Below are 24959 nucleotides of genomic sequence, written 5' to 3' on the forward strand. Positions count from 1 at the left end.
AATGTTGCAGGCGGGATTGTGGCGGCCTATGGCGCACCGGGGCTTCGTTCAAGCTCTGCGAGGGCCGCTTGCTCCTCCGGCGTCAGTCCGGGCGCCGGACTCGCGAGGTTGCGCCGCCGGGCGATGAACAAGGCGCCAAGCCCGATCAGCAGCAACAACGGCGCCGCGGCCCAGAGCAGGATCGTGTGCGCGCCCAAGCGCGGATTGAGCAGAACATATTCGCCATAGCGATCGACGACATATTGCTCGACCTCGGCATTGCTGTCGCCCGCCACCAGCCGTTCGCGCACCAGAACGCGCAGGTCGCGCGCCAGGTCGGCGTCGCTGTCGTCGATGGACTGATTCTGGCAGACCAGGCATCGCAATCCGGACGAGATCTCGCGGGCCCGTTGTTCCAGCAAGGGGTCGGGCAGGATCTCATCCGGTCCGACAGCCAGGACCGGCGACGCGATGGACAAGACCAGACAGAGGATCAGCGCGCGCACTCTCATTGGGCGGCCTCCGGCACTGCCTTGCGGGCCGGTTGGGGCGCGCCGAGCCGCAGGCGGCGATCGGTCAGCGACAGCGCTCCTGCCCCGGCCATGGCCAGCGCGCCGATCCAGATCAGCAGGATATAGGGCTTGTGCCAGACCCGGATGACGTGAGTGCCGTCGAGGGGCTCACCCAGTTGGATGTAGAGCTGCGACAGCCCGTAGGTTTGGATCGCGGCTTCGGTGGTGGGCATGCCGCTGGCGACGTAGGTCCGCCGCTCGGCATGAAGGGTCGCCGTGCCACCGCCCGGACCGGTTACGGTGAACGCGCCGGTATCAGCCAGATAATTGGCGCCGTGAACCTGCTCGAAACTGTCAAAGACGATGGCATAACCCGCGAGCTCGGCGGTCTCACCCGGATTGAGCGTGGTCACCAGTTCGGTTTCCCAGGCAGAGACAGCGACAATACCGAGCACGGTCAGGCCCATGCCCATATGGCCGATGGCAGTCGACCAGATGCTGCGCGGCAGGCCGGCCAGCCGCCTGAGACTGTCGCCCAGCGGAATACGACCCAGACGACTGCGCTCGATGAGTTCGGCGATAGCGCCAAATGTCACCCAGAAGCCGAGCAGGAGGCCAATTGGCACCATGGAGATGGACACCCCGCCCAGGGCCGAGATGAGGATGGCAAGGAATATCGACAAGGCGGCAAAGCCCATCAGCCGCTGCCCCGCCGCCACGAGGTCCGCCCGCTTCCACGCCAGTAACGGCCCGAAGGGCAGCACCAGCAGCAGCGGCGCCATCAGCGCCCCGAAGGTGAAATTGAAGAAAGGCGCGCCGACGGAGATGGTCGTGCCGGTAAGGGCATCGAGCAGGAGGGGATAAAGCGTGCCCACCAGCACCGCACCGACGGCAGTGGCCAGGAACAGATTGTTGAGGATCAGCGCACCTTCGCGGCTGATCGGGGCAAAGAGCCCGCCCTGCCGCAAGGAGGGCGAGCGGATGGCAAAGAGCAGGAAGGCGCCACCGATCAGCAGCGCCAGCATGGTGAGGATGACCAGTCCGCGCGTAGGATCGCTGGCAAAGGTATGGACCGAGGTGAGGATGCCCGAGCGCACGAGGAAGGTGCCCAGAAGCGAGAGCGAAAAGGTGATGATGGCAAGAAAGATGGTCCAGATCTTGAGCGCATTGCGCTTTTCCATCACCAGGGCCGAATGCAATAGCGCCGTGCCGGCCAGCCAGGGCATGAAGCTGGCATTTTCCACCGGGTCCCAGAACCACCACCCGCCCCAGCCCAACTCGTAATAGGCCCAATAGGACCCCATGGCGATACCAAGGGTCAGGAACGTCCAGCTCAGCATGGTCCAGGGGCGCACCCAGCGTGCCCAGGCCTGGTCAATGCGGCCAGAGACCAGCGCGGCAATGGCGAAGGAAAAGCAGATCGAGAAGCCGACATAGCCCGCATAGAGCAGGGGCGGATGAATGGCGAGACCAATGTCCTGGAGGACCGGGTTGAGGTCATTGCCCTCCAGCGGCGCCGGAGACAGCCGCGCGAAAGGGTTCGACGTAAAAAGCGTGAAGCCTGCAAAGGCGGCCGTCAGCAGGCTTTGCGTGCCCAGCACCAGGTTGCTGAGATCAGCCGGCAGACGCCGCCCGAAAGCCGCAACAAGCGCGCCGAACAGCACCAGGATCAGCACCCAGAGCAGCATCGAGCCTTCGTGATTGCCCCAGACCCCGGAGATCTTGAAGATCAGCGGCTTGAGCGAGTGGGAATGATTGGCCGCCAGCGCCAGGCTGAAATCCGAGGTGACGAAGGCCTGCACGACGGCCATGAACGCCAGCGCCACCAGCACGAATTGCAGGATCGACGCCTGTGCCAGCGCTGCCGCCAGCCGCTCGCCCCGTCGCCACAGAACCAGGCCGCCAATAGCCGAGACCAGCGCGATGGCGAAGGCGAGGATGAGCGCGAAATGTCCGAGTTCGATGGTCACTGGCCGCCCGTCTCCGGGCGCCACTCGCCTTGGGCCTTCAGCGCCTCTACGACTTCCTTGGGAATGTAGTTCTCGTCATGCTTGGCCAGCACATTGCTGGCCTCGAAACTTCCGTCCGAGCCCATGCTGCCCTCGGCCACCACGCCCTGCCCCTCGCGGAACAGATCGGGCAGGATGCCGGTATAATGCGCCACGATGTCCCTACCACCATCGGTGATGGTGAACATATTGTCCTGACCCTTGCGGACCCAGGTCCCCTCCTTGACCAGCCCGCCAAGCCGGATCGGCTGGCCCGGCGCGACCTCGCGAGCCACCACGTCGCTGGGCGAATAGAAGAAGACGATCTGGTCGCGCAGCGCCGTCAGAACCAGCGCCATGGCAATGGCCAGCACAACGGCCAGGCCGGCGATGACGGCGAGGCGCTTCTGCTTGCGGGTCATGCCCTTGCGGCGGGCGTTGGCCGGCATTGTCATTGCGAAACTCCCTTGAGCGTCAGGCCCGCGCCCAGCGCCAGCGTATCGAGGTCACCGCGGTCGAAAGCGGCCGGATAGGCGCTCACGGCTGCGTCGAAAGCCCGCTGGGCATTGTCGCGATCATTGAGCACCAGATAGGAGCGCACAAGCCGGGTCCATTCCTCGACGCTGCCGCCCTCGGCATAGAGGCGCTCGGCCAGCCCTCCGACCATGCCCTCGATCATCTCGGCCTGCTGCCTGGCCGTGGTATCGACACCATCATTGAGCGCCACGGCCAGCCCCTGCCGCGCCGCCTGCAGCCACGCTTCATCGCCCGATGAAAGATCGATGGCCTGCTGCCACCAGGTGGCCGCCGCGTCATAGTCGCCGGCCCGCATCAGTTCGGCAGCCAGATAGAGCCTTGAGCGGATGTGGTCGGCGTCACTCGCGGCAGCAGTCCGCAGCAGGGCCATGGCTTCCTCCGAACCCTGGCCACCAGCGGCGAGCAGCAGCGCTTCGGCGAGGTCGGCCTGAATATTAGCTGTCGGTTCGGAGAGGGCGATCACCCGCCGATAGGCATTGGCGGCGTCGGCATAGCGGCCGAGTTCGATATAGGCGGGGGCGATGACCTGCCAGCCGCGCAGATCGTCGGGCGCCTGTGCCAGTTGCGCCTCAATCCGGGCAATGGCATCGCCCAGGTCCATATTCCGCGCGACCAGTTCGGGCCGCTCGGCCAGGGGTTGCGCTGGAAGTTGCGGTTGCCCCAAAACAGCATAAAGGCCCAGCGCGATCACTTCGATTGCTGCCAGGCCAATCAGCAGAGGCGCTCGCCCCAGACCCGGTCCGGCACGACCCCGCGAATCGTCCTTACTGCGCAGGAGTTCACGCGCCAATTCGCCGCGTGCCGCCAGCGCCTGTTCGGCATCGAGCTTGCCTGCGCGTTCATCGGCCTCAATACCGGCCAAAAGCAGGTGAAAATGATCGTTGGGATCGGCTAAATCAGGGCCCGCTGCGTTGACCGTGCGACCTGCCGCCGCATAAAACAATGCGGCGCAGGCAATGGCGGTAACGGCTATGGCGATCGACCAGAAAATCATGGGCCCCAAACGCTTGTCTGCCAGACGCGGCAAGGCATGGTCCTCTATAAGCCGAATGCGGCGAAAAACCATCAAAACAGCGCGTGGAAACAGGGACGCATTGCCACAGGGTCTCGTGGTCGCGGGTGCAATCGCCGCATGAGCGAGGCCGAGTTCGACTTTGCTGTTTTCGGTGCCACGCCGCTTGCCCATCTGCTGGCGGGCGTGCTGGCCCACAGCCATGGCCGGAGAGTCCTGCTGGTGGGGGAAAGCCAGGCCAGATATCGACTGCCGCGCGGCATCGATCTATCAGTCGCGCCCATGACGCGACCGGAGAGCTGGGCCATGTTGGCGCAGGGCCTGCCCGAGGCAACGCGCCTCGTGGCACGAATTGCCGGGCGGCAGGCTCTGAGCCGCCATGACCCAATTTTCTTTGCCAGGGGCCCGCGTGACATAGAGGCGCTTTCCCATATCCGGCATATGGCCCAGGGGTTCGGCATCGCGGCCGAAGCGGTCGCGCCTTCGGTGCTCGGCGAGGGACGGAGCGGAACTGTGCTGCGCGACGCCGTCCGCATCAATCGCCCGGTTCTCGAAGCCGGGCTGAAGCGCTGGCTCGACCGCGGCGGCGTCCGGCGTATTGCCCCGCAAAAGGTCACGATCGAGACGGATGGAAGAACCGAAGTTCTTTCAGGCGGGACAGCCTATTCGGCCCACCAGGCGGTCCTGGCCGATGATGAGGCGGTGATGAATTGGCTGCCCTTGCGGCAATGGCCGCCCTTGCTGCGCCGCCTGCCCTTTGCCAGCATATTGACCACGCCGACACAGCCTCTGGCGGCCAGCGTCATGCTCGAGTTCAACTCCGGCACCTTCCTCATCCAGCAGGCGGAAGGCGGCATAGCGGCTTTCGGGCCGGGTGATCTTGCCGGATTTTCGGCGCATGTGCAGGCTTTGCTGGGCCGCGAGCGGCAGGTGGAACAGGCCGGTCAGACCGGGTTCCAGGCGCTGCTGACGCTTGATGGCGCGCCTGTGTTCGGGCGGGCAGCGGGCGTCGGGGCGGATGTGGTGGCGGGGCTGGGTTGTGCTGGCGCCTTCCTCGCGCCGGCCTTGGGCCGCTGGCTGACCGGAAAAGCGTCCGCTGGCGAAGCTGCCTGGTTCGAGGCGCGGCTGGTCAATCGTTCCGGCAAGTCCGCGCCGGTGGATGATTATGCGCCCGGTTCTGCGGGACTGCCGGCATGAGACCACAGATCAACCGCCTTCCCGATGGCACCGCCAAAGGCTTTGCAGGATCGGCAATCAATCGCGCCCACCCCCTCCGCTTCCGGCTGGACGGGCGCATCATCTCCGGATTTGCCGGAGACACCGTCCTCAGTGCCGCACTGGCATCGGGCATCGACACGCTGGGGCAATTCCGGTCCAGTCCGGTTGGCCTGGTGCCCCGGGCGACGCCGGCCATAAGCCATGCCAGCCTTGCAGGTGATCCCAGGCGCGCCCTGCCGATGGCCCGGACGTTGGCACAGGATGGCGCCGACTACGTGACCCTTGGCGTCAAGCGCCCAGGCCCGCTGGGGCGCCTGTTCCAGCCCGGCCGCACCCTTGGCTTACTGCTCGATGACATGCACGCGCTTGACCGGCCATGGCGAACGAGCGCAGGCGCCCAGGGCCCCAGTGCCGACTTGCTCGTCGTGGGGGGCGGTGTAGCGGGCCTTGCCGCAGCGCTGGCCGGAGCCAGGGCGGGGTTGACCGTGGTGCTGGTGGAAGCCTGTCCATATCTGGGCGGCAATTCGGGTCTCTTCGGCACGCAGGACGGAGAAGACGGTCCGGACGACAGCATGGCGCATCTGGCGGCAGATGTGGCCGCCAATCCGGCGATCACCGTTTTGACGGCGACACGGGTTTTCGCCATTCGGCCCGGCCTTGCCCGCGCACATCAGGTCGACATGTCGTCCCGCAATGCCCAAGGGAAGGTTGTCGACATTGAAGCGGCGCGCATCGTGCTTGCCACCGGCTCGCTGGAGCGCCTCCCGGTCTTTTCCGGCAATCGCCTGCCCGGCGTCATCGGCACGCTCGATGCCTATGAGCTGGCGACGCGCTACGGGGTCTGGCCGGGTCGGGCCGCGCTCGTCGCCACCTCCAGCAGCCCTGCCTATCGCCTGGCCATGCTGGCCAGCGACGCGGGGATCGCCATCGGGCGCATCCTCGACAATCGCCTCTCGCCGGCTTCCCGCTTCATCGAATTTTCCCGCGCTTATGGCATCGTGCAGTCTCCCGGCACCACACCGGCCTCGGTCGGCCTTGCAAGGGCGGGTGGCACATTGTCCCTGCACAGTGACGCCAAGGACGCGACGGTCATGGTCACCGAGCGGCTATTGGTCTGCGGCGGCTGGCAACCGGACTTGACCCTGTGGCATGTCGCGGGCGGCGCCAGCCAGTTGCATCATGGCCACGGGCGCCTGGAGGCCATCGGCAGGTGCGACGGCGTTGCGCTCGCCGGCAGCGCGGCAGGATATTTTACCCGTCGCGGCTGCATCCAGAGCGGCGCCGACGCCATTGACCAATTGCTGGGCCGCGACCGCCGGCCGGTGGATGATCCGGTCATCGATCCGCTCTATGAATCGCCCGATGCGCCGGCCAGCCTTTCCGAACAGGTTGCCGGGGCCGCTCCGGCTTATCTCGATGGCGGTCTGGGCATGTTGCAACGCCCGGCGCCGCAGCCGCGTCGATTGCCCCTGCCCTTCCGCCCCAGCCGCAAGACTGGTCTCCTGGTTCTTTCCGAAGCCCCCCAGTCCCTTGCCGTCTGCGATGTGGCAGCAGGCGTCGACTTGGGCCTGATCCCGCCGGCCGCAGCAGGCATCGTGGCGCAGGAACGTGTTGCACTGGTGCCCATCGCCGTGACGCCCGACCCGGCTTTCCCCCAATCACCCGACGTGACGGACGCCGAGGAGATACCGTCCTATCTACATGGCCGGTTCGGGCGCAGCGCGGCGCTTGTTCGCCTGGTTCCGGCCGAAGGGCGATGGTTCGAAGTGGGGGCGCTGATCTATCGCAGCTCGGACGCGCACCATCCGCTGGACGCAATTGGCGTCGTCCTGCGCCAGACCGAGAGGGGCGCACTGGCCCTGGTCACCGCGCAGGCGCTTTCGGCGGGGCTTCCGGTCATCATCCGGGACAAGGGCGCTGTGCTGGCCCGGATCGAGCCCAAGACGAACTGAGGTGTGCGCTCAGGTCCGGCGTTCGGCAGCCGCCCGGGCGCGCTTGAGCGTTTCCGCATATTCGGCGTTGAAGCGGATTTCCGCCATCTTGATGGCTGCATCGAGCCGGGCGCTGGTTGTCGCGTCACCCGGGTTCTGGCGCATCAGATCGAGGTTACGCTGGATATGCAGTTCTAGCGCCTGCCCCGTCTGGCTCCAGGCCTGGTCGAACACGGCATTGAGCGCCAGCGAATCGCGGCTATCCCGGACTGCCGATAGCAGGTAAACGCCGTTGATGGCGCCCAGCAGCCGGTCATTGTCGATGCGATCAACGCCTTCGCGCGGGCGGCGCATGGCCTGGTTGAGGTCGGTCACGACCTCCTTCAGGCGGGGTTCGACCCGGTCGGACACCATCTTGGTGATGGTGGCCAGAACCTGGGTTGTGCGGCTGCCACGGGCAAATTCGATATAGCCGCTCAGCGACCGGACCAGCCGATGAAAGCGGTCAAGGCTGCGGCAGACCAGGTCAGTATCGGCGAAGGGGCCGGTCAATTGCAGATGACGAAGCTGGTTCTGCGCCTGGCCCAGAATGGCATCGATCAGCGGTGAGAAACCGTTGCGGGCGATGGCCACTTCGCTGGCATTGCCCGAAAGCTTGACCACGGTCGAAACCAGCCGGCTGGGATTGGCAACCTGACCGACCGCCGACTGGAACAGCAGGGCCGCCAGTTGCGGGTCCTGCAGGGGCATGGCCTGCAGCGCCGTTCCGAGCGCCGCGTCATCGTTCATGGTATTGACGGCCTTACCGAAGCCCTGCGCCTTGGGCAGCAGGGCGCGCGCGCGCAACGCCGCCACGATGACGCCCAGTTCCTCGCGCGCATTTTCGCGTCCAAACTGGGCCCGCAGGCGGCGCAATGTCTCGGTATCGGCATCGACCTTTTCCAGGGCCGCCTTCATCCGCGCCAGTACATCGCTCATCAGCGGTTCAAGATCGGCAGCGCGGAAATTGCCATTGGCGACGCCATCGGAAGAAATCAAATTGGGGCAAAGGTCGCGCACGACCCACACCCAAGCCGCATTGGCGGCTTCGACACTGACCGATCCGGTGAGCGCAAATGGCACCGGTTCATTGACCAGAACGGGGTCAATCAGCCCGCAAAACGGCTTGCGAGCGGCGCTGCCGTTGCGGGCAGCGGCCCGTGCAGTCTGAGGCGCGGCAGCTTCTTTGCTTGGAGCGGGCTGGTTCATAAACTCTTCGGGCCAGGGGCGAATTCGATATCGACCCTATAGGCGCTTGGTAAACAATCCTTTTCCCGCGCTCGATCGTGATCGTTATGCAGTGCCCTGGACGACGTTCCAGACGCCGTTCTGCTCGCGGCAGGCGGTACCCTTCTTCACGTAATCGGTACCACCGATCTTGATCGTGTGGGTAAAATCGCGGCAATCGAGATTGTTGACCCTGACATAGGGGCCAACCGCGACCGAGCCGGTCGTGCCCTTGTCGCCGGCCCATTGGCGCGGCGCGCCGGGGCGGCCGAATTGCAGTGCATAGAACTGGGCGCTGTTGGCTTCGTTGGAATCCTTGGCAGTCATCAGCGCCAGTGCTGCCGGGTCGGCAAAACCATTGGCGATGCTGGTGGTCAACTTGGCCGTCTGTACATTCTGGGCCGATGTCGGCACCAGAGGCTGGGCAATAGCCGGTTGTTGAGTCACCATGGGCGCCTGGGCGACATAGCTCGTACCCGTGTTCGAACAGCCCGCAAGGGCCAGTGCGATGATCGGAAGGGCGGCGATCGAAAAGCGATTCATGAGCGTTTTGGCCTCTGCATGCAGTCAGTTGGTTCTTGTGGTCGTAATGCGGCGAAAGTGCGTCAGTTCGCCGGGGGCCGGACCAGCCCCCCGAGCCGCGCCGTTGGAAGCCGCAATTCCACCCGCAGTCCGCCGAGCTGCGAGCGCTTGAGCTCGAGGCTGCCGCCATAGACATCGACCAGTTCCTTGACAATATCCAGTCCCAGCCCGGTACCTGGCGTCTTCTCGTCCAACCTGACGCCCCGGCGCAACACTTTTTGCGCGTCCGCTTCGCTCAGGCCCGGACCATTGTCATCGATCCTGACCAGCAATTGCGTGCCCTTGTCGCTGCGTTCGCCCGAAAGCCGGACACCGACCTGGCCTTTGGACCATTTGCAGGCATTGTCGAGCAGGTTTCCGGCCATTTCCTCAAGGTCGGACTCATCGCCCCGGAACCAGGGCAGCGAGGCATCGGGCCGCTGGAAGGCGATTGTCACGTCGGGGTGGATCTTGCGCATCACGCGGGTCAACCTGAGCATGATCATGGTGGCATCGGCCTTCTTGCCCACCACCGAGGTCCGCGCCGCCAGCCGCGCCCTCTCGAGATAGGTCGTGACCATGTTGCTCATTTTCTCGGTCTCGGACGACACCACGTCGGCCAGGGCGCCCTTTTTGGCATGCGCCTCGTTACGCAGCACCGCGATAGGCGTCTTCAGTCCATGAGCCAGGTTTCCCACTTGGTTGCGGGCTCGTTCGATGATCTGGGTATTGGAGCGCAGCAGCTCGTTGACCTCCTCGGCCAAGGGCGCAATTTCGGTGGGATAGACACCGGAAACCTCGGCACTGTCGCCCTCGCGCACAGATTCGACGGCGCGACTGAGCCGCGCAATCGGCCTGAGCGCGATGCGCGCCACAAAGGCACTCATTGAGGCCAGCATCAGGCCCACCGCGCCCAGGACTATGAAGGTCTGGCCCCGGAAACCCGACACCAGTTCTAGGATTTCGGTCAGATTGCCGGCCACGGTAATGCGGTAGCTCTGTTCGTCCAAAGTCACATTGCGTTCCACGATGCGCAGTTGCGTGCCGAAGGGATCGTTGACGACTTCGGTGCTGCGACCGAAAAGGTCTGCCGCTGCCCCAACGCCCGGGAGGTCGATGCCGACCACCGAGGGCGACAGATTGACGAGCCCCCCCTCGCCATCCCGGATGATCCAGTACCAGCCGGAGCGCGGGCGTTCGAAGCGCGGATCGGCCAGGGCGATATCGGGATCCTCCGGATCACCGGTTTCCAGCAACGCCCCGACAAGGCTCTCGACATGAAAATCGAGCGTTTCAGTCAGCGTGCTGTCCAGCGCCCGCGAATAGAGGTCCGTGAGGAGAATGCCTGTCGTGACCAGCGCCAACACCAGCCAGCCGGCGGAAAGCCAGAACAAAGACGCAGCGATGGAGCCCTTGCGCAGCATGTCAGGGCCCGGTCATGTCAGCCATGGTCTGTCCCGGGAGTTCAGCCGCCAATGATCTGGTAACCCAGCCCGCGCACCGTCTGGATGCAGTCCTCCGGCAATTTTTTGCGCAGGCGCCCGACAAACACTTCGATTGTATTGCTGTCCCGGTCGAAGTCCTGGTCGTAGAGGTGCTCGGTCAGCTCGGTCCGGGAGATGACCTTGCCCTTGTGGTGCATGAGATAGCTCAGCAGACGCAATTCGTGGCTGGTGAGTTTGACCGATTGGCCATCTACCGTCACCTTGCCCGAGCGCGCATCGAGCCGTACCGCGCCACAGACGATTTCATTGCTGGCATGGCCCGCGGCGCGGCGTACCAGGGCCCGCACTCGCGCCAGAACTTCTTCCATGTGAAAGGGCTTGGCGACATAGTCGTCGGCCCCGGCGTCGATACCCTGGACCTTGTCGCTCCAGCGATCACGCGCCGTCAGCAGCAGCACCGGCGTGGTCTTGCCGGCGCGGCGCCATTCCTCCAATACGGAGAGCCCATCCATCTGCGGCAGGCCGATATCGAGAATGATGGTATCGTAGGGCTCGGTATCGCCGAGAAAGTGCCCCTCCTCGCCATCGAAGGCCACGTCGACCGCATAGCCCGCCTCGGTCAGCGCATCCTTGAGCTGCCGATTGAGATTGGTATCGTCTTCAACAACCAGAACTCGCATGTCTCGCCCCCCTTGGTCGCCACTGCTCTATTCTGCACTGACAGTCAGGTTTTGTGCAGTACCGTCAGCGCTCAATACGCCGATGATCCAGACATAACGACCACCATCCTCACACAATTGGTAATTGAGCACTTCGTCGGCACTATAGCCCGCGGTAGCGACCGCGTCGTACTGATTGGTTATAGTCCCTTCGCTGATCAGTTTCTGTATTTCTGCTGAATTATCTACACAGGCCTGCGCCTGGCTTGCGCCAGTGCTGGCCAGGGCAAGCGCGAGAGCCAGCGCAAGGGTGATGGAGGCCGAGGGTTTGGGGGTGTTCGTTTTCATGTCCGATCAATAGCGTTTGGAAACTGAATGGGACATGAATGCGGCAGGTCTTGCCCGGTTTCCACACAATTGCCCTCACGCCTTCCCTATATCGCCCTTCAGACCGCGCCGCAGAAACAGGATGGCCAACGATTCGAGCACCAGGCTGCCCGCCGAGCCGCTGTCGAGCGCCGGCAGTTCGACGCCGATCATCTGCGCAAGTCCGGCCAACAGCATGAAGGCGGCGACGATATAGGTCTTGTAGCCTGAAAGAATATCCATGGTCTTGTCTCCTGTAGAAGTTGAGGTGGATTGAGGGGCGACGGCCAGGGCCGCTGATCGAACGGAAGCGACGCGTCTGGTCCAGCCGCGTCCAAAGGTGGGAAAAGTCGAAAGCGCCTTGAGGAAACCCAGCCGCCGGTCGCAGATGGCATTGACGACAGCGGCCGCATTGCCACGCGCCGCCGCGCCGATAGTCAGCGGGCCAACCAGCCCATCGACCGCCACGCCCAGAACGGCCTGCAGTGTCCGAACCGCCCGGTCCGGACCGGAATTGACGGCGTAGTCGAACACCGCCAGGTCGATCCCCGGCGGCAGTTCCCCTGCCCGGCACAGGTTCCAGTAGCCGACGCGATAAATGCGGGACGCTTCGGTGCGGGTGAGGCTTTGAATCTCGGACTTGGGCAGGTCCCACCAGGGTGACACATTGCGCCAGCGCGCCAAGGTCTTGTGGGTGATGCCCATATTGGTGGCCCCGCCCGGGTCCGCCGGATGGTCCGCATAGCCGCCTTCATGCCGCAATATTTCGGACAGGCATTGCTGAAAGCGAGTTTCAATCATTGAATGCTCCCGTTGCGGAATGCCCTGCCCCCAGCGAGGCGCTGACCTGGCGCACGGAGAAGCTGAAATTGGTTGCCGGGCCGCCAAAATCGGCGGCCTGTTCGGCTGTACCGTATTTGATCGTGGCGACGCTCGTGTGCAGTAAACGGACCGGCGTGACGCCATCGAAGATCGTTATCTCCCAGGCCTCCGGCACGTGTTCGAGGACGGGCTCCGCCACCCCCCAGCCATCGCTATCGGCGCGGCTGCGCCTGGTCCAGCCCAGGTCTATCGAGCCATCGTCCTGTCGCACGCCGTCCAAGTGCACTGGCGCCAGCGGCCGTGCAGCCCCGAGCCCGAGGGAAACGGTTTCGAGCAGTCCCGGCGCTGCGCCATGGGCAAACCGCAGGTTTCGGCTTTCGCCGATCCATTGCGGCTCAACAGGCAGTGTCGCCACACGATCGTCGAGCACGATGACTCGCCGCCCCGCGGACAAGGGTCCGATTGCGGCGTCCGAGCCATCCAGCCCGCGCAGAAGTCGTGACAGGTGATATTGCCCCGGCGCCACCAGTTCGGCCTCGGCGAAACCGATGACTTCCCAGTCCTCGGCATCGGTCTCCACGGCGATGCGATTGCTCCCGGCCAGCGCGGTCAGGTCGTCAACATCGGCCAGATGCCCTGAAATCATCGCGATCTCCAGTATCTGCCCTCGATCCCAGCGTGACTGGGGGCCGGGAGCAAATGCCGTCAGCACCTCGCCCATGACGGCAGGCCGCACCAGGCTGGCCAATGCTGTGCCTGTGGATTCATCAGTGATCCGGACCAGTCCCGGCCAGGGACTGGCATAGGCGCCTACCACCAGCCGGCTACGCCCCGGGTCTGCTGGCAGCGGCGGCAGATGCGCGGTGATGATCAGCGGCGTCACCTCTGGCACACCCTGTCCAATGCCGCCCCGTGCCCGATCCACCCCCGCCGCCACCGCGTCGCCGCGAACCACCGCGCCCGCCGTCACCCGGCGCACCAGTCCGTCGCGGATCTCGGTGATTTCAAACGGCCCCTCCGCAACGCCCGGCAAGGCAATGCGGTCGCCCGGTTCCAGCGCCGCCCAGTTGGGCGGTAGTGCAAATTCAACGCGGTCACCGCTGGCTGCCCGCAGATCCAACAAGCGCTCCGCGGCGCGGCGCGCCGAGGCGCCATCGAGCACCAGAGGCAGGCTTTCCGACACCATAGGACCATTGCCTGGCCGCAACGCCGTCGCGGTTGCCGCAAGATAGTCGCGCTCCCGGTCCAAATGACCCAGGCCCAGCCTTCCCGGCCGTTCGGCCAAATCACCGCGTCGGCGTGAAAAGATCGGCGAATCGATTGCCGCCAGCATGTCCGGATCCAGCACCACAGCGTCGCACGGCCCCTGCGCCACACCGACAAGCGCACCTTCACGCGCCGCGAGGCGCTGCCCGGTCATTTCCAGGATGGGTTCGATCACCGCGCGCGCCGTGCATGGCCCCGAGACGGTCAGCCCCCCGATCAGCGGCGCTGCAGGAGACGCCTTCACCGCACAGCCATGCTCAGTGGCAATTGCGGTCGCCAGTTCGTCGCTGGCCAGCGCCCCGAGCCGCCCGGTCAGCCAATGGCCGGTCCGGTGGTTCTCGCCATCCGACCACACCTCGGCAAGCGCCGGAAAGGCAGGAAATGGCCGCGCATCCCAGGTCCAGCAATAGAGCCGGTCGATATCAACCATGCCGGGTGGATTGTTTGCGGGATCAGCCCAATAGCGATGATGCGCCCGCAATAGCTGGCGCTGGATCAACCCGTCCGGCAGCCCGCTCGAAAAATGGGGTCGGCCATCCTCGCCGCTCTTCTCGTCCCCGAAAATATTGGGCTGGTTGGCACCCTTGTCGACCGCGCCACAGCCGACCTCCGTCAGCCAGATTGGTTTCGAGCCCGGCACCCAGGCCGTCGGCGTCACACTGCGCACGCCGCCGGGCCGGTCGTGATGCTGCTGACTCCAGAACGCCGCGATATCCTTGACCCGCCAAACCCAGGGCTCGCCATGGGCGCCGTCGGTGATAGAGGTGCGCACTTGTCCGCGCCGGGCGGCATCGCTGGCATAATACCAGTCATACCCCTCGCCGCCGGCGATATTGCCTTTTAGATAGTCCAGCTCATACCCGGTTGTGGCCAGCGCCCCGTCGGCATGGCTTTCGCCATCGCGCCAGTCGGCCAGCGGAAAATAGCAGTCGATGCCGACCGCATCGATAGCGTCCGAGGCCCAGAGCGGATCGAGATGAAAGAACTTCCCGCCGTCCCGCTGACAGCCGGAATATTCGCTCCAGTCCGCCGCATAGGTGAGATTTGTCGACGGCCCCAATGCCGCCCGCATATCGGCCGCCAGTGTCACTAGCGCATCCACGAATGGAAAGCTGCTGCTCGCGCCGCGCACGCTGGTCAGCCCGACCATTTCCGAGCCGATCAGCAGGGCATCAACGCCACCCGCTGCGACAGCCAGGCCGGCATAGTGCAGCATCATGGCGCGGTAGTTGGGCACGACAGCCGCCACCTGCGCTGCCGCCGTTGCGGTCCCGTCGGGCGATCCAGGCTGGCCCGGCGCCGGATGGCAGGTCACCCGCCCACGCCAGGGATAGGCCGCCTGCTCGTCCCCACCATGCGGGTCGGGCAGCTCGTTGCCCTCCGGCACATCCATAAGCACGAACGGGTAGAGCGTCACCTTGAGCCCCCGCGCCTTGAGATCGGCAATTGCTGCCAGCACCGAGGCGTCGGAAGGGGTACCGCCATAGGCGGGGCCGCCATTGTGGTTCGACACTGCCTGCGCCGCGCCGCGCGTGATTCCCGCCACACTCCAGCTCGTGCCCTCGATTTCGCGCGTGGCCCCTTCGACGCGCGGCGTAATCGCACAATTGCCGCAACGCAGATCGTCGCCGAACCAGCTCACTACCAGCGCCACATGTTCGAGGTTCGGGCACAACGCCTGCAATTCGTCTATGGAGCACGTCCAGTCGCTGACCCCCGCGCTCAAATGCGCGTTCTCGCTGACGCCCGTCCCCGGCCCTAGTACCCGGACCCGCGGCGTCGGGTCATAGCCGAACTCGGTCGCGCCGGGGATCACCGTGACTGCCCTGATGGCCGGCTCCAGATCGCCAACAACCCGGCACAATTCCGCAGACAGGTGCGGAATGCGATTGCCAAAGCGCGACAGCGGCAGGTTCTCCACCAAGAGGTAGCAGATGCCGCGATAGGCCGGCGCATTGCCGCTCCCCTGGATCGCCTCGATCAGACTGTCGGGCAGTTGCTCCTCGTCACCATGATAGAAGCGGAGGTTAAGTCCGCGCGTGTCGAGCAATTGCCCATCGGCCCACAGCCGTCCCAGCCGCGCCACCTTCCCCTCGCAGAATGACACAGCGAAACTTGCCAGCACTTCCTCGGATCGATCGGGCTCGGGAAATCCCTTCGACCCCGCCGTTTCGCTGACATGGCGAACCAGTTCGCGTGCCCAGATGATATTGCCCGCCAGCCGCCCCCAGCCATAGAGCCGGGGCACCCCCAGTCCCTCGCTTGAGGATCCCAGCCGCACATCGAACAGCGGCGCCTCGGCCTGGTTGTCCTGCCCACCAAACAGAAAGCCATCCACAACGCTGCCCGCCAGCGCCCCCAGCGCGCGCCCGACGGTCGCGCCGAATGGACCCCCAACCAGTGCGCCGGCAAACTGCCCGGCGACGGAAAGTGCCAGAGTGGCCATGGATTTGTTCCTTGATGTTGAAGAGCCTCATGAGCGGCTGTCCGGAAACCGGTATTGCCCGCTCACCCGCTTCGCCCAGGCCGCGGTCAAGTTCGCCTCCACCACACCGAGATGCTCCTGCGCATGGATAAAGCGCGTTTCCGATACCAGAATCCCGCAATGGCGCGGCTCGATCCGACCGCCCAAGCGGAACAGCACCACCTGCCCCGCGGCCAACGGCCCTGCTTCGGCGACCAGAAAGCGTTCCGCCGCCTCGCGCAGCGCCGACACGCCTTCATGGTCTCGCAGGTCAGCCCGATAGGGCGGCACGGCCGTGGGTTCATCGCCATAAAGCGCCCTCCAGACGCCCCGAAGCAGACCCAGGCAGTCGCATCCCGCATTCAGTTTCGAGGCCTGATGCCGGTACGGCGTGCCAAGCCATCTCCGGGTGGCCGCCACCACCTCATCGGAGGTCATGGCACCAACGCCCTGCCATCCATGGCATCGCCGCTCCGGGGATGGCGCAGCACATAATCGCTGCCCGGAATATGCGGAAAGCCGCGGAAATTGTCCGCATTGCCGAACCGCGCCTTGCAGGTGGCAAAGCGCCGGTCGCAACCGACCGTCACCTCCAGCATGTCGCCCTCTGCGACCCACTCACCAACTCGCGCCGCAAATCCCAGCACATCCCCTTCGGGGTCCCGCCGATGCGTCAGCACCGGATCGCCCAGGCCCGCGCGGTTTCCCGCACTCCAGTGACCGACACCAAAGGCGAACCAGCCTTCCTCGAAGCCCGCGAGCCCGCTGACCCGCAGTTGGAAAGGATCGATGATGCCGGTGACGATGGCCGTGCCCTTGTGGGCCGGCAGGTCGAGGTTCACCCCGCAGCGTCCGTCGCCCACCTCGGCATCGCATTGCCCCTGATAGACCCGTCCCCGCGTCACGTTCAGCGCCTGCTGTGGCGAGCGCAGTTCGGCGCGGAACACGCCATCCTCCCGCACGACCTCGCCAATCGTATCCACCCGCAGCAGCAGGTGCTGCTCGGGCGCCGCCCAGTTCACCAGCCAGCTTTCCACTGCCGCGCCGTCATAGCGACCGAGCAGGATGTCATCCTCGCTGATCGCAGCGCTGTCGAGCACGCCGAGCACTTCGCCGGTTTCCACTTGCTGCCCGAGCCGTGCAGGCATCTCGCTGCCATCCAGCCCGAAGGTTGGCACACAGTCCGTACCCTCCACCTCCAGAACGCGGTCATGGTCGGTGAACCCCAGCACGACCCCATCCGCGCGCAGCACACGCCAACACCTGGCGGTCGTTGTCTCGCCCTGCGCCAGATGCGCGGCGAGCCCAGTGGACAGCGTCCTCATGGCAATATCTCCACCAGTGGAATGATGGGCGCCTCGGCGCCGTCAAAACCATTGAGCTCGATGTCGAGCCGGTCCGTGTCGAACCGCACCGGCACATCGAACAGAAACCCTGCGGTTACGGGCGCGCCATCTGCGGGAGCGGAATCGAAGCTGACCATTCCCGTGGTCACGTCCAGCGTCCAGCCGGTCACCATTTCCCCGCCGTCGACCGCCACGCGCACGCTGCCGGCGACCGGCCTGGCGATGATCCGCACATAGGGATCGAATGCGGCGCCGTAGGTTTTCACCAGTTGATACTGGGTGCGCACGCCATCGCCGGTCCCGAGCACCTGGTCGGTCGGCAAGGGCACTGCCCCACCAGAAGAATGGTCCAGCCCGTCGCGCCACAAAAACCCGTGCAGCCGCCCGCGCCGCTCCTCGAAAAAGGCCAGCACCGCCTGCATGTCAGCACGCGACTTGACGCCATAGCCGGCATTGTAGCGACGCCGCGAATGCGCCCAGCGTCCATTGCGTTGTTCCCCGCCGCCGGCCAGCGTCACGACATCGGTCCTGCGCTCCGGCCCGCCCCGTGCGCCCAGCGCGATATCGAGCGGAAAGCGAATGTGATGAAAGGTCATGAGATCCTCCGAGCCATCGGCTCCTACCCACCCTCCCCCTTGCGGGGAGGGAAGCGAGATAGGACTTAGCTCTTCGCTAAGTCCGCTGAATCGAGCAGGAAGGGGGAGCGACGGGCACAGTGCGCTTTGCCGCACCCTCATCCGGCGCTCCGCGCCACCTCCTCCCAGGGGGAAGAAGGATAGGGCTCAACTCCCCCTCGAACCCCTTCGAACCGCCCTTAGCAACATCGCACTGATCTCCGCCTCGCTGGCCGCAAAACTGCGCGCATCACTCGCCGTGACATTGAAGGTCACGTGCACTGCGCCGCCGCCGCCGGCGACACCCAGCCGCCCGTCTGGCCCGCGTTGCAGCGGCATGATCGCCTCCGGCCCGGCCTCGCCTGCCAGCCCCAATCCCTGCCCCAGCGGAAAATAGCTCGGAGACGCAATCACTCCACCCTTCGCAAACGGCGTCACCGCAGGATTGGTGGTCGTAAACAGGTTTTCCACCAGCCCGCCGACCAGCGTTCCCAGCGGCTTGAACGCGGCTTTCAGTGCAATGTCGGCAAAGGCACCGGCAATATCGCTCAGCACCGAGCGGAACGATTTGCCATCCGTCACCGCGCCGCGAAAGGCGCGACTGACCGAAGACGCCACGCCATCGGCCAGGTCCTCGATCCGCCGCAGCTCCACCGAAACGTCGCCCAATTCGTCATGAAGCTCTTCGCCAAACAGGTCACTTGCCATCGGGAAAACGCTCCATCAGGATTTCAAGGTCACGCCGCTCAAGCCGCCCGCTGCGGTCGCCCGCAATCGCGCCCCAGGCCGAGGCCAGTTCGCGCGGCGTCATGGTCCAGAAATCGCGGGGTGGCAGCCGCAACACGCCAAGGCCAAACCGCATCGCGTCTTTCCAGGGGAACGGCGTCATGTCGCTTCTCCAAATGTCGCCCTGAGCAGACGCACGACGATTTCGGCCGCACCGCGTATTCCGCCCTCGACGCTCATCCGCGCCAGGTCGTCATCGCTGATCGGATTGCCACCACCGCGCAGCCCGGCACCCATTATCGCCGTCAGGTCGCGCGCCGAGACCCGCCCCTCGCCAAACCGCTCGGCGAGGCCCGCAAGATCCCCCGCTCCCAGCCGCGCTTCCAGCTCCGCCAGCGCCCCCAACGTCAGGCAAAGCGTCCGCACCTCGCCACCGATCTCGGCCGCGATTTCACCACGATGAATATTGGTCATATGTCTTGCTCTTGAATCTTCGGATCCTGCGCCACCCTCCCCCTTGCGGGGAGGGAAGCGAGATAGGACTTGGCTTCAGCCAAGTCCGTTGAATCGAGCAGGGAGGGGGATTGGCGGGCACTGTGCCCGTGAGCACCCCCTCCCACCCTCCCCCGTCAAAGGGGGAGGTGCCGCATTCAGTGCGCCGCTCCCTAAACCGCCACGAACGTCACCTCGCCCGCGCTCTCCAGCGCCAGGTCGAACGTCACCTCCCCGGCATGGTCCGCCGAAAACTCCAGCGCCACGATCTGGAACGGTCCTTCCACCGTGCCGAAATGCGGCAGGATCAGCTGCCAGTCGCGGATGGTGCCCGCAAAGAACAGGCTTCGGATCGTCGCGTCAGAGGCCTGGTCCTTGAACACACCGGACCCCGACACCGACGCGCGCTTCACCCCGCCGCCGGCCAGCAATTCGCGCCAGCGTCCGGCGCTTTCCTGGTCGGTCGTGTCGACGCTGGCGGCATTGAAATTGAGACTGCGCGTGCGCAGCCCCGCCACCGTGAGAAAGCTCCCAGACCCCGTCTGGTCGAGCTTCAAAAGCATATCCTTGCCACTCTGGGCTGCCATTGTTTTATCCCCGCTCTCGATTCCCCCTCTCCCCTTGCGGGAGAGGGACAGATTTTCTGCGTTCAGCAGAAAATCAGGGTGAGGGGTTCTCTCCACGCACTCTGCTCTCGCGGTAAGACCGTGGACCCCTCATCCGGCCCTTCGGGCCACCTTCTCCCGCAAGGGGAGAAGGGCTACTCGCTGAAAAACCGCAGCATCACCGCTGCCCGTGCCTGACCGGTCGCCGTGTCGATGCTTGTTTCGGTCCGCGTATGCTCGGCATGGGTCACCAGCAGGTCCACCGGTGCCAGCGCCGCTGCCCCCACCGCTACCACCCGTTCGGCAATCTCCAGCGCTGCCTTGCGGCTGGGCTGGTTGCTCCAGCAATGCAGCAGCACGCGGTGTTCCTGCCCCGGCGTCGCGTCACCATCCCGCTGGCGCATATCGTGACGGTCGATCACCACATAGGGCGCCGGGCGGTCCCGCGGCGGCGCATCGAACACGCCCCCGGCACCGATCAGCGCGATCAGTGCCGCATCGGCTTCCAGCGCAGCAACCAATGCCGTCTGCAAACTCGCAATCGGGTGCATGGCCTACCCCGTGAAGCTGGTTTCGCTGCAGGCGCAGCTGAGAAAAGCGCGCCGGCCATTGAGGTCGGCCGTGCTGACCACATCGAGGTTCCGGCCCCGATAGACCACCCGGTCCCCTGGCGAAACGTCATTACGAAACCGCAGCACCACGCTGTGCGAGATCGCCACTGTGCGCCCGTCGGCATTGGTGCCCTGCCGCCCCGAAAGGATGCGCACCCGCGCCCAGAGACTGGTCATCGGCACATAGATACGCTCATGTCCGCCCCCGCCATCGCCGAGGCTTTCGCGCCGCAGCACCTGCACGCGGTCGGTCAGTGTGCCGACGGAAGGGATCTTCTCCCCGCTCACAGCCGCACCCGCTTGTAGCCAGCCACCACCCGGTCAAACCCTGATGGCACGATGGCGCCCGATCCGGCCACGATCACCGCGTCGCGATGCTCGTGCCAATGGGCCACCAGCCCCAGCAGCGCCTGCCGCAGGTCGGCGGGCACGTCTTCGGGCTCGGTGCCATAGCCGGCGACATATTCGATCTCGATGCCCTGACGCGGCTGCAGCATGGGCATGCCCACGACCACGCGCGGCACGATCAGCCGGTCCGGTTCGCTCAGGAACTGCGCCAGGGCGATTTCGTGGCTACCGCCATTGTCGTCGGTGGCAACAATGCCGGTCACCGAAATCAGCGGCGATACCGGGAGCTTGACCACGCCATTGTCCGGCCAGTCATCGAGCACCACCCGCCAGCTCTGGGCCAGCAATGCGCGGCCGGTCACGCCCTCGATATGCAGCCGCGCCGCGCCGATCAGCGTCGTGATCAGCCCGTCTTCGGCCGTGTCGTCGATCTTGAGAAAAGCCTTGGCCTCGGCAAGCGAAACCGGCTCCTCGGCGGGCCCCGCCAGGAGATAGGACGTCATGTTTGTTTCCTTGTTATGTCTGAAAAGGCCCCCTCACCCGCCGGCTGCGCCGTCGACCTCTCCCCCCAAGGGAGAGGTCGGCCGAAAGGCCGAGTGAGGGGGCCTTCAGATGGAACCGAGCCAAATGGCCAGGATCACGGCGATCAAGAGGTGCCGAATTTCAGCAGCTTGATCGCGTCATAATCCGCGATCCCGCCGCCGACGCGCTTGGTGGTGTAGAACAGCACATAGGGCTTGGAGCTGAATGGATCGCGCAGCACCGAGACGCCCTGGCGGTCGACGATTAGGTAGCCACGGCGGAAATCGCCAAAGGCAATCGAGAAGCTGTTGGCGCCCATATTGGGCATGTCCTCCGCCTCAACCAGCGGAAAGCCCATGAAGCTGGCCCGGCCATCGGCCGCTGCGGCCGGCTGCCAGAGATAATTGCCGTCGGCATCCTTGAGCTTCCTGAGCGCCCCTTGCGTCTTGCGGTTCATCACCCAGGTGGCGTTTTGGCGATAGCCGGCCTTGAGCGCATAGACCAGGTCGATCAGGATATCGCTGGCATTGCTGGCCGGCATGGCGCCCGAGACGCCCGTTGCCAGATAGCCGAGGTTACCCCAGCTCCAGCTGGCCTCGGCTGCCTTGGTGGCATTGAGGAAGCCATTGGGCTTGTTGGAGCCGTCGCCGGTGACAAAGGCCGTGGTCTCCTGCGCTGCAAATGCCGCATTGACCTCGTCGGCAATCCATTGGCCGACATCCACCGCCGCATCGTCGAGGAAGGCCGTGGTCGCCGCTGGCATGGCGTAGAGTTCGGTGGTCGGATAGCTCAGCTCGGCCAGGGTCTGGCTGTTGGTGGTCGGGCGGCTAGCCGTCTCCCCCACCCAGCCGGTCTGTGGCCCCGTCAGCGTGATGGGGCGCTTATAGACCGAGGCCGAAACCTGCCGCACGCCGGCAATGGCGCGGATCGGCGAAATATGGGTCATGCGTCGAATGATTTCGGTTTCGACTTCCGCCGGCACCACATAGCCGCCGTCACCGGCCACCCCAACCTGTAGCGCCTTTTCTTCGCCGCGCTTCACATAGGCGGAAAAGGCCTCCTTGTACTCGCCATCCGGCAGGCCACCGCCGCCCTTGCCTTCCAGCACCGGGCGCGCGCGTTCGGCACTGACGCGATCCAGCGCCGACTTATGCCCGTCGATAACGCGATTCAGCCGCTCCAGCTTGCTCTCAAGCAGGCCGTCGGCGCTGCCGCGCTTTTCAATCTCCTTCAGGCGCTGGTCGTTGGTGGCCTTGAACTCCTCGAATGCAGAGGAGAATTCGGCGAAGAGCGCGGCAATATCGCCCCCTGCGCCGGCCTTGGTCTCAAGGCCGTCGTCGATCCGATCCATGTCGGTTTCCTTCTATCGGTTGCGGATAGTCCTGGTGGCGGCGGCAATGGCCGCGCCGGCCGAGATGGGGGAGGCGATGCGCGCGTCCTCCATCATCGGAAAGGTAACGATCGAGACCTCGTAGAGGTCGATCTCATGCAGCAGGCGTTTGCCGTCGCGGCGGCTGGCCTTGACGGTACGGAAGCCGATGGACAGCCCGTCGAGCGCGCCATCGCCGATCAGCCGCCGCAGCGCATCCGAGCGCGGCACGCCCGGCACCAGCCGCCCGGTCACGAACAACCCGTGGCTGTCCTCGGCCATGCTCTCCCAGGTGCCGACCGGCTCCTTGGGGTCATGCTGGAACAGGAGGCGAATGCGTCCGCGCTTCTTCGCGAGGCTCTTGGCAAAAGCCCCCGGCAAGACGATATCGCCGCCGCTATCGAGCTTGTTGAACACGCTGGCATAGCCGGCAAACCGTCCGCCTTCGTCGATGGGAATAGCACTCATCCGCGCTTGCCCCCGCCCGAGCGAGGCTTTGGCGCACGCCGATCCTTGTCGGCCAGCGTCCCCGCCAGGTTCCAGGCAAATTGCCGGAACGTTTGCTGCGCAACCTCACGATTCTGCTTGTCTGCCATGGGCTTAGTCCTCCTTCCGGAAAAGCCGATTCAACTGTGCGATCTCCTGCACGAAGTCGTTGAAGTGTTGATTCACCTTGGCCATTTCGCGCAAAGCCCACACCAGCAGCGCACTCGCCCCGCTCGCCCACAGAAACAGCGCCAGATGGGCCAGATCCCCGCGCTCGATGACGGTTTTTGTCAGGTCGTCCATGGTGCTTCTCCACTTGCGAATTGCGGCGCTCAGCGCTTTGATTTGTTTTTCCAGTGCATGACGTGCTCCCCTTTTATAATTGCCTGGGCCTGCTCGCAGGGCACCGACGTCAGTCACGCGCTGCCTGACTCGCCCATCCCCACCAACTCCCTTTTCTCCGCATCGCTCAAAAACCCGGCAGCCCCGACCCGCGCCCAGAGCGCCGCGCGGTCCTCGGCCAGGGCCTCGACGCCCTCGAAGTCCGGCACGACCTCGGCGCCCTCAAATGCCGTCCCTAGCCATCCGCTCAGTTCCTGGCTCACCCGCACCACCAGCGGCACCAGCGTCTGGCGCCACAGCGCCCGATTGGCTTCGGCCAGGTTCGCATAGGTATTGTCGCCCGGAATGCCGAGCAGCATGGGCGGCACCCCGAAGGCCAGGGCAATGTCCCGTGCCGCCGCGTGCCGTGCCTCGATGAAGTCCATTTCGCGCGGGCTCATGGCGATGGCCTTCCAGTCCAGCCCCCCATCGAGCACCATGGGCCGTCCCGCATTGGCCGCTCCGGCGAAGTGCGTTTCCATCTCCTCCTTGAGCCGGTTGAACTGCTCTTCGGTCAGGCTCCCCGCCCCCGCCGAATAGACCAGCGCCCCGCTCGGTCGCGCCGCATTGTCGAGCAGCGCCTTGTTCCACTGAGCCGAGGCATTGTGGATATCGAGGCTGGTCTGGGCTGCCTCCAGCGGCCCCATGCCGTAATGGTCGTCGAGCGGATGGAACAGCGCCATATGCAGTACGCCCGGAACAGGCAGCGGCTCCTGTGATATCCGCGTGGCCCTGCCGCCGGCCTTGTAGTCATAGGCGACCGGCCAGCCATCGCGCCCGGCGACCACGCTCATCCGGTCGGGCCGCAGCACGAACAGCGTGCGCACCGCCCCATCGACGATCCCCGCCTGCAGATAAGCATTCCCCGCGGTCTGCAGATAGGCATAGACGGCCTCGAGCATTTCCGCGCCCGACTGCCGCCCATTGGGCTTCTCCAGCAGCGCCAGGAGCGGATGTTCGCTCACCACTTGGCCATCGACCTTGACCACCAGAGGCACCCGGTTCGCCGCTTCAGCGATCAGCCGCACGCAGCGATAGACCACCGGATTGCGCATGAATCCCTGATTGACCAGGCTCGCATAACCCCGCCCGCTCCATTGCGCCGGCCCCAACTGGCTCAGCGTCAGCATGGTATGGCCAGCAAAATCCTTGGTTTCGGCCGGCGTGTTCGTTCGACCGCCGAACGGGCGGTTCCAAAGGTTGGGCATTGCTTGTTCCTCGATTTTATCTCGTCCACCGGCTCCCCCTCGCCCTGGCGGGAGAGGGACAGCACATCCGCGTTCAGCGGATATTCAGGGTGAGGAGTTCTCTCAGCTTTCCGGGCATCAGCACGACGTCACAACTAGCCGCAGTTCCGCCCTCGGACTTGATCCGAGGGCCCCTCTCGAAGTGCACATGGCAATCGGTTCTCGGATCAAGCCCGAGGACGGCTC

General features: G+C 65.1%; 28 protein-coding genes. 2 read left to right on the forward strand and 26 right to left on the reverse strand.

The features are described from left to right. Positions 1 to 26: 26 nt before the first annotated feature. Genes ACXYMS_RS06680 through ccmI form a run of 4 tightly spaced genes read right to left on the reverse strand, consistent with a single transcriptional unit; the run spans position 27 to position 4043 of the window. The gene (locus ACXYMS_RS06680) at positions 27 to 491 is read right to left on the reverse strand and encodes a cytochrome c-type biogenesis protein (RefSeq protein ID WP_458904811.1); all 465 of its coding nucleotides are present in this window, start codon (positions 489 to 491) and stop codon (positions 27 to 29) included. Further along, a complete protein-coding gene (locus ACXYMS_RS06685) occupies positions 488 to 2461 on the reverse strand; it encodes a heme lyase CcmF/NrfE family subunit (protein WP_458904813.1) in 1974 nt (657 codons plus the stop codon). The genes ACXYMS_RS06680 and ACXYMS_RS06685 overlap by 4 nt, the downstream gene beginning before the upstream one ends. Beyond that, positions 2458 to 2934 (reverse strand): cytochrome c maturation protein CcmE, encoded by a 477-nt coding sequence (gene ccmE, locus ACXYMS_RS06690; RefSeq protein ID WP_458904814.1) that lies wholly within the window; start codon positions 2932 to 2934, stop codon positions 2458 to 2460. Before ccmE ends, ACXYMS_RS06685 begins: the two co-directional genes overlap by 4 nt. Then, positions 2931 to 4043 (reverse strand): c-type cytochrome biogenesis protein CcmI, encoded by a 1113-nt coding sequence (gene ccmI / locus ACXYMS_RS06695; protein ID WP_458904816.1) that lies wholly within the window; start codon positions 4041 to 4043, stop codon positions 2931 to 2933. Before ccmI ends, ccmE begins: the two co-directional genes overlap by 4 nt. Positions 4044 to 4148: 105 nt before the next feature. Between ccmI and ACXYMS_RS06700 the strand changes: the two genes are divergently transcribed. Both ACXYMS_RS06700 and ACXYMS_RS06705 read left to right on the forward strand, forming a co-directional pair. Further along, the gene (locus ACXYMS_RS06700) at positions 4149 to 5225 is read left to right on the forward strand and encodes an FAD-binding oxidoreductase/lyase (RefSeq protein ID WP_458904817.1); all 1077 of its coding nucleotides are present in this window, start codon (positions 4149 to 4151) and stop codon (positions 5223 to 5225) included. Next, a complete protein-coding gene (locus ACXYMS_RS06705; RefSeq protein WP_458904819.1) occupies positions 5222 to 7198 on the forward strand; it encodes an FAD-dependent oxidoreductase in 1977 nt (658 codons plus the stop codon). The genes ACXYMS_RS06700 and ACXYMS_RS06705 overlap by 4 nt, the downstream gene beginning before the upstream one ends. Before the next feature lie 9 nt (positions 7199 to 7207). Here the strand turns inward: ACXYMS_RS06705 and ACXYMS_RS06710 are convergent, their stop codons facing one another. From ACXYMS_RS06710 to ACXYMS_RS06815, 22 genes are all read right to left on the reverse strand, one after another. Continuing rightward, entirely contained in the window at positions 7208 to 8425 is a 1218-nt protein-coding gene (locus tag ACXYMS_RS06710; RefSeq protein ID WP_458904821.1) for a hypothetical protein, read from the reverse strand. A gap of 84 nt (positions 8426 to 8509) precedes the next feature. Further along, positions 8510 to 8986, reverse strand: coding sequence for a hypothetical protein (locus tag ACXYMS_RS06715; protein ID WP_458904822.1), 477 nt, complete (start codon positions 8984 to 8986; stop codon positions 8510 to 8512). A 62-nt stretch (positions 8987 to 9048) separates the two neighbouring features. After that, positions 9049 to 10428, reverse strand: coding sequence for a sensor histidine kinase (locus tag ACXYMS_RS06720; RefSeq protein WP_458904824.1), 1380 nt, complete (start codon positions 10426 to 10428; stop codon positions 9049 to 9051). A gap of 41 nt (positions 10429 to 10469) precedes the next feature. Continuing rightward, the gene (locus tag ACXYMS_RS06725; protein ID WP_458904826.1) at positions 10470 to 11129 is read right to left on the reverse strand and encodes a response regulator transcription factor; all 660 of its coding nucleotides are present in this window, start codon (positions 11127 to 11129) and stop codon (positions 10470 to 10472) included. Between the two features lie 27 nt (positions 11130 to 11156). Further along, on the reverse strand, positions 11157 to 11456 hold the full coding sequence (locus tag ACXYMS_RS06730) for a hypothetical protein (RefSeq protein ID WP_458904828.1): 300 nt from the start codon (positions 11454 to 11456) through the stop codon (positions 11157 to 11159). 75 nt (positions 11457 to 11531) lie between these two features. After that, on the reverse strand, positions 11532 to 12275 hold the full coding sequence (locus ACXYMS_RS06735; RefSeq protein WP_458904830.1) for a glycoside hydrolase family 108 protein: 744 nt from the start codon (positions 12273 to 12275) through the stop codon (positions 11532 to 11534). Continuing rightward, on the reverse strand, positions 12268 to 16008 hold the full coding sequence (locus ACXYMS_RS06740; protein ID WP_458904831.1) for a baseplate multidomain protein megatron: 3741 nt from the start codon (positions 16006 to 16008) through the stop codon (positions 12268 to 12270). Before ACXYMS_RS06740 ends, ACXYMS_RS06735 begins: the two co-directional genes overlap by 8 nt. Positions 16009 to 16035: 27 nt before the next feature. Next, positions 16036 to 16464 (reverse strand): NlpC/P60 family protein, encoded by a 429-nt coding sequence (locus ACXYMS_RS06745; RefSeq protein WP_458904832.1) that lies wholly within the window; start codon positions 16462 to 16464, stop codon positions 16036 to 16038. Beyond that, positions 16461 to 17351: a DUF2163 domain-containing protein gene (locus ACXYMS_RS06750; protein WP_458904834.1), complete on the reverse strand. Its 891-nt coding sequence runs from the start codon at positions 17349 to 17351 to the stop codon at positions 16461 to 16463. Before ACXYMS_RS06750 ends, ACXYMS_RS06745 begins: the two co-directional genes overlap by 4 nt. Beyond that, positions 17348 to 17968 (reverse strand): phage distal tail protein, Rcc01695 family, encoded by a 621-nt coding sequence (locus ACXYMS_RS06755; RefSeq protein ID WP_458904836.1) that lies wholly within the window; start codon positions 17966 to 17968, stop codon positions 17348 to 17350. The genes ACXYMS_RS06750 and ACXYMS_RS06755 overlap by 4 nt, the downstream gene beginning before the upstream one ends. 186 nt (positions 17969 to 18154) lie before the next feature. Beyond that, the gene (locus ACXYMS_RS06760; protein WP_458904838.1) at positions 18155 to 18694 is read right to left on the reverse strand and encodes a phage tail tape measure protein; all 540 of its coding nucleotides are present in this window, start codon (positions 18692 to 18694) and stop codon (positions 18155 to 18157) included. After that, positions 18684 to 18875: a rcc01693 family protein gene (locus ACXYMS_RS06765; RefSeq protein ID WP_458904839.1), complete on the reverse strand. Its 192-nt coding sequence runs from the start codon at positions 18873 to 18875 to the stop codon at positions 18684 to 18686. The genes ACXYMS_RS06760 and ACXYMS_RS06765 overlap by 11 nt, the downstream gene beginning before the upstream one ends. Continuing rightward, positions 18872 to 19186 carry a gene transfer agent family protein gene (locus tag ACXYMS_RS06770; protein ID WP_458904840.1) on the reverse strand — a complete coding sequence of 105 codons (315 nt, stop codon included), beginning with the start codon at positions 19184 to 19186 and terminating at the stop codon, positions 18872 to 18874. The genes ACXYMS_RS06765 and ACXYMS_RS06770 overlap by 4 nt, the downstream gene beginning before the upstream one ends. A 191-nt stretch (positions 19187 to 19377) precedes the next feature. Continuing rightward, on the reverse strand, positions 19378 to 19791 hold the full coding sequence (locus ACXYMS_RS06775; protein WP_458904842.1) for a phage major tail protein, TP901-1 family: 414 nt from the start codon (positions 19789 to 19791) through the stop codon (positions 19378 to 19380). A 173-nt stretch (positions 19792 to 19964) separates the two neighbouring features. Then, the gene (locus tag ACXYMS_RS06780) at positions 19965 to 20360 is read right to left on the reverse strand and encodes a DUF3168 domain-containing protein (protein WP_458904844.1); all 396 of its coding nucleotides are present in this window, start codon (positions 20358 to 20360) and stop codon (positions 19965 to 19967) included. Positions 20361 to 20363: 3 nt separating this feature from the next. After that, positions 20364 to 20708: a phage head closure protein gene (locus ACXYMS_RS06785; protein ID WP_458904845.1), complete on the reverse strand. Its 345-nt coding sequence runs from the start codon at positions 20706 to 20708 to the stop codon at positions 20364 to 20366. Next, positions 20705 to 21271 (reverse strand): head-tail connector protein, encoded by a 567-nt coding sequence (locus ACXYMS_RS06790; RefSeq protein ID WP_458904847.1) that lies wholly within the window; start codon positions 21269 to 21271, stop codon positions 20705 to 20707. Before ACXYMS_RS06790 ends, ACXYMS_RS06785 begins: the two co-directional genes overlap by 4 nt. Positions 21272 to 21414: 143 nt before the next feature. Beyond that, positions 21415 to 22641: a phage major capsid protein gene (locus ACXYMS_RS06795; protein ID WP_458904849.1), complete on the reverse strand. Its 1227-nt coding sequence runs from the start codon at positions 22639 to 22641 to the stop codon at positions 21415 to 21417. A 12-nt stretch (positions 22642 to 22653) separates the two neighbouring features. Next, entirely contained in the window at positions 22654 to 23127 is a 474-nt protein-coding gene (locus tag ACXYMS_RS06800; protein ID WP_458904851.1) for an HK97 family phage prohead protease, read from the reverse strand. Next, positions 23124 to 23255 (reverse strand): hypothetical protein, encoded by a 132-nt coding sequence (locus ACXYMS_RS06805; RefSeq protein WP_458904853.1) that lies wholly within the window; start codon positions 23253 to 23255, stop codon positions 23124 to 23126. Before ACXYMS_RS06805 ends, ACXYMS_RS06800 begins: the two co-directional genes overlap by 4 nt. Before the next feature lie 4 nt (positions 23256 to 23259). Then, entirely contained in the window at positions 23260 to 23448 is a 189-nt protein-coding gene (locus tag ACXYMS_RS06810) for a hypothetical protein (RefSeq protein ID WP_458904855.1), read from the reverse strand. A 113-nt stretch (positions 23449 to 23561) separates the two neighbouring features. Next, on the reverse strand, positions 23562 to 24734 hold the full coding sequence (locus tag ACXYMS_RS06815; RefSeq protein ID WP_458904857.1) for a phage portal protein: 1173 nt from the start codon (positions 24732 to 24734) through the stop codon (positions 23562 to 23564). Positions 24735 to 24959 lie beyond the last annotated feature (225 nt).

Source organism: Devosia sp. CAU 1758 (genome assembly GCF_054482695.1).